The organism is Mesorhizobium sp. WSM3864, from assembly GCF_002294955.1.
Lineage (GTDB): Bacteria > Pseudomonadota > Alphaproteobacteria > Rhizobiales > Rhizobiaceae > Mesorhizobium.
Genome location: NZ_NSGD01000047.1, coordinates 1 through 3,839, shown reverse-complemented (window position 1 = coordinate 3,839; position 3,839 = coordinate 1). Strand labels below are relative to the sequence as shown.

General features: G+C 55.0%; 1 tRNA gene and 2 rRNA genes. All 3 read right to left on the bottom strand.

Annotated elements, in window-relative coordinates:
* Positions 1-165: 165 nt before the first annotated feature.
* Positions 166-242, bottom strand: a tRNA-Met gene (locus tag CK215_RS30460).
* A 211-nt stretch (positions 243-453) separates the two neighbouring features.
* A 5S ribosomal RNA gene (gene rrf / locus CK215_RS30455) occupies positions 454-568 on the bottom strand.
* Positions 569-862: 294 nt separating this feature from the next.
* Positions 863-3,791: ribosomal RNA gene (locus CK215_RS30450) — 23S ribosomal RNA — on the bottom strand.
* Positions 3,792-3,839: the final 48 nt, after the last annotated feature.

The window sequence follows — 3,839 nt, the reverse complement described above, 5'->3', positions numbered from 1 at the left end:
GCCGCAAACGCAAACGGCCTGCGTTGGCGGGCCGTTTGCGTGGTGTGGGGGACAGGATTTGGCTCGTCTGCCGGCGCTGCGTCGGTTCGCTGCTTGCGGGCCTGATGACCGCTCACATCAGCCGGCCAGATACAAAAACGCCCGCACGAGGCGGGCGTTTTGGATTGGTTGCGGGGACAGGATTTGAACCTGTGACCTTCAGGTTATGAGCCTGACGAGCTACCGGGCTGCTCCACCCCGCGTCACCATAGAGGTAAGTTTGCGCTTACCGTATTCAAGGGACCGCCCAATGAAAGGGCCGCTTGCGCGGCCCGGGATCCCGTTTGGCGGGCCTCATGCATGTCGCTCAAAAGTGTTAGCGGTTTTGAGGCAACGACATGCATCACAACAATCGCAAAGGAGAAGATTTGTCTCCATCCGGATCCGGATGTGAGATGAACGTGCGCTTGGCAGACCTGGCAGCGACCTACTCTCCCGCGTCTTGAGACGAAGTACCATCAGCGCTGGAGCGTTTCACGGCCGAGTTCGGAATGGGATCGGGTGCAGCCGCTCCGCCATAACCACCAGGTCGGCGAAACGCACGTTCAAATCGAGAAGCTGTTCAAGCGCGATCCGGAGGATCGTCGCGGCGCGATCAAGGATGGTCGCCAAGCGCGATCCAAAGGATCGTCGCAGCGCGATCCGGAGGATCGTCGTTTTTGTGCCAAGGCGACGTCTGCGTTTTGCCTACGGGCGAAGCCCGCAAGCGCGACTGCGCGTCGCCGGTCGTCCGGCGCCTCGCGGAGCATAGGCCCGTAAGGGCCGCTCATGCGTGAGCGCTGGCAGACCATCCGACTTTGTCGGATGGATATTAGGAATGAGAACGATCAAGCCGATCGAACTATTAGTACCGGTAAGCTTCAAGCGTTGCCGCTCTTCCACACCCGGCCTATCAACGTGGTCGTCTTCCACGGTTCTCAGGGAATACTCGTTTCAAGGTGGGTTTCCCGCTTAGATGCCTTCAGCGGTTATCCCGTCCGGATATAGCTACCCTGCAATGCGGCTGGCGCCACAACAGGTCCACCAGAGATCCGTCCATCCCGGTCCTCTCGTACTAGGGACAGATCCTTTCAATATTCCTACACCCACGGCAGATAGGGACCGAACTGTCTCACGACGTTCTGAACCCAACTCACGTACCGCTTTAAATGGCGAACAGCCATACCCTTGGGACCTGCTCCAGCCCCAGGATGCGATGAGTCGACATCGAGGTGCCAAACAACCCCGTCGATATGGACTCTTGGGGGTCATCAGCCTGTTATCCCCGGCGTACCTTTTATCCGTTGAGCGATGGCCCTTCCACACGGGACCACCGGATCACTATGACCGACTTTCGTCTCTGCTCGACTTGTCAGTCTCGCAGTCAGGCAGGCTTATGCCATTGCACTCAGCGAACGATTTCCGACCGTTCTGAGCCCACCATCGCGCGCCTCCGTTACTCTTTAGGAGGCGACCGCCCCAGTCAAACTACCCACCATACATTGTCCCGGACCCGGATAACGGGCCGCGGTTAGACATCCATAGTGATAAGGGTGGTATTTCAAGGGTGGCTCCACCTGAGCTGGCGCCCAGGCTTCAAAGCCTACCACCTATCCTACACATGCCACTACGAATGCCAATGTAAAGCTATAGTAAAGGTGCACGGGGTCTTTCCGTCTAACCGCAGGAACCCCGCATCTTCACGGGGAATTCAATTTCACTGAGTCTATGCTGGAGACAGCGGGGAAGTCGTTACGCCATTCGTGCAGGTCGGAACTTACCCGACAAGGAATTTCGCTACCTTAGGACCGTTATAGTTACGGCCGCCGTTTACTGGGGCTTCGATTCAGAGCTTGCACCCCTCCTCTTAACCTTCCAGCACCGGGCAGGCGTCAGACCCTATACGTCGTCTTGCGACTTCGCAGAGCCCTGTGTTTTTGATAAACAGTCGCTACCCCCTGGTCTGTGCCACCCTCCTCTGCTTGCGCAAAAAAGGGTCACGCTTCTTCCGAAGTTACGCGTGCAATTTGCCGAGTTCCTTCAGCATAGTTCTCTCAAGCGCCTTGGTATACTCTACCAGACCACCAGTGTCGGTTTCGGGTACGGTCTATAAGGAGGAGCTATTTCCTGGAACCACTCCGCTGCCCTTTCAATCCGATAAGATTGGACAACTTGTGTGATCCGTCACTACCTCCAGGCTCACGAATATTAACGTGATTCCCATCGACTACGCGTTTCCGCCTCGTCTTAGGGGCCGGCTAACCCTGCTCAGATTAACTTTAAGCAGGAACCCTTGGTCTTTCGGCGGGGGAGTCTCTCACTCCCCTTACGTTACTCATGTCAGCATTCGCACTTCTGATACCTCCACCGCCCCTCACGGGTACGGCTTCACTGGCTTACAGAACGCTCCGCTACCGCTCGTGATTGCTCACGAACCCTAAGCTTCGGTGTATGGCTTTAGCCCCGTTACATTTTCGGCGCAAAGACCCTTATTTAGACCAGTGAGCTGTTACGCTTTCTTTAAATGATGGCTGCTTCTAAGCCAACATCCTGGTTGTTTTGGGATCCTCACATCCTTTCCCACTTAGCCATAACTTGGGGACCTTAGCTGTAGGTCAGGGTTGTTTCCCTTTTCACGACGGACGTTAGCACCCGCCGTGTGTCTGCCGACTAGTACTCCCAGGTATTCGGAGTTTGGTTAGGTTTGGTAATCCGGTGAGGACCCCTAGCCCATCCAGTGCTCTACCCCCTGGGGTATTCGGTCGACGCTCTACCTAAATAGATTTCGCGGAGAACCAGCTATTTCCGAGTTTGATTGGCCTTTCACCCCTAGCCACAAGTCATCCCGAACTATTGCAACAGTTATGGGTTCGGCCCTCCAGTAAGTGTTACCTTACCTTCAGCCTGCTCATGGCTAGATCACTCGGTTTCGGGTCTAATGCGACGAACTGAACGCCCTGTTCAGACTCGCTTTCGCTGCGCCTACACCTATCGGTTTAAGCTTGCTCGTCACACTAAGTCGCTGACCCATTATACAAAAGGTACGTGGTCACCCGCCCATCAAAGCGCTTGCGCTCTTGATGGCAAAATCAAAAGTTCTTCAAATCGTCAAGCGATTTGAAGGACGGGCTCCCACTGTTTGTAGGCAATCGGTTTCAGGTACTCTTTCACTCCCCTTGTCGGGGTGCTTTTCACCTTTCCCTCACGGTACTAGTTCGCTATCGGTCATGCACGAGTACTTAGGCTTGGAAGGTGGTCCTCCCAATTTCAGACAGGATTTCACGTGTCCCGCCTTACTCAAGGACGATTGATCGCATTACGCGTACGGGGCTGTCACCCGCTATGGCCCAACTTTCCAGAAGGTTCCGCTTGTCTCTCAATCGCCGCTGGCCTGGTCCGGGTTCGCTCGCCACTACTTCCGGAGTCTCGGTTGATGTCCTTTCCTACGGGTACTTAGATGTTTCAGTTCCCCGCGTTCGCCACTTTATCCCTATGTATTCAGGATAAGTTACCTATTATCGATACTTGGAAACCACAGCAGCAAAAACAGCGCGATCCCAAAGAGATCGTCGCCCCACGCTCAATCCTTTTGGGATTGCCGCGTCAGTTGCCCTGCTGCTCTGATTTTCCAAGTACCTTAGGTGGGTTTCCCCATTCGGAGATCTACGGATCAAAGGGTATTCGCACCTCCCCGTAGCTTATCGCAGCGTATCACGTCCTTCATCGCCTGTGCATGCCAAGGCATCCACCAATTGCCCTTAAGACACTTGATCGTTCTCATTGCCAATACCCATCATGCGCGATCCCGAAGGGATCGTCGC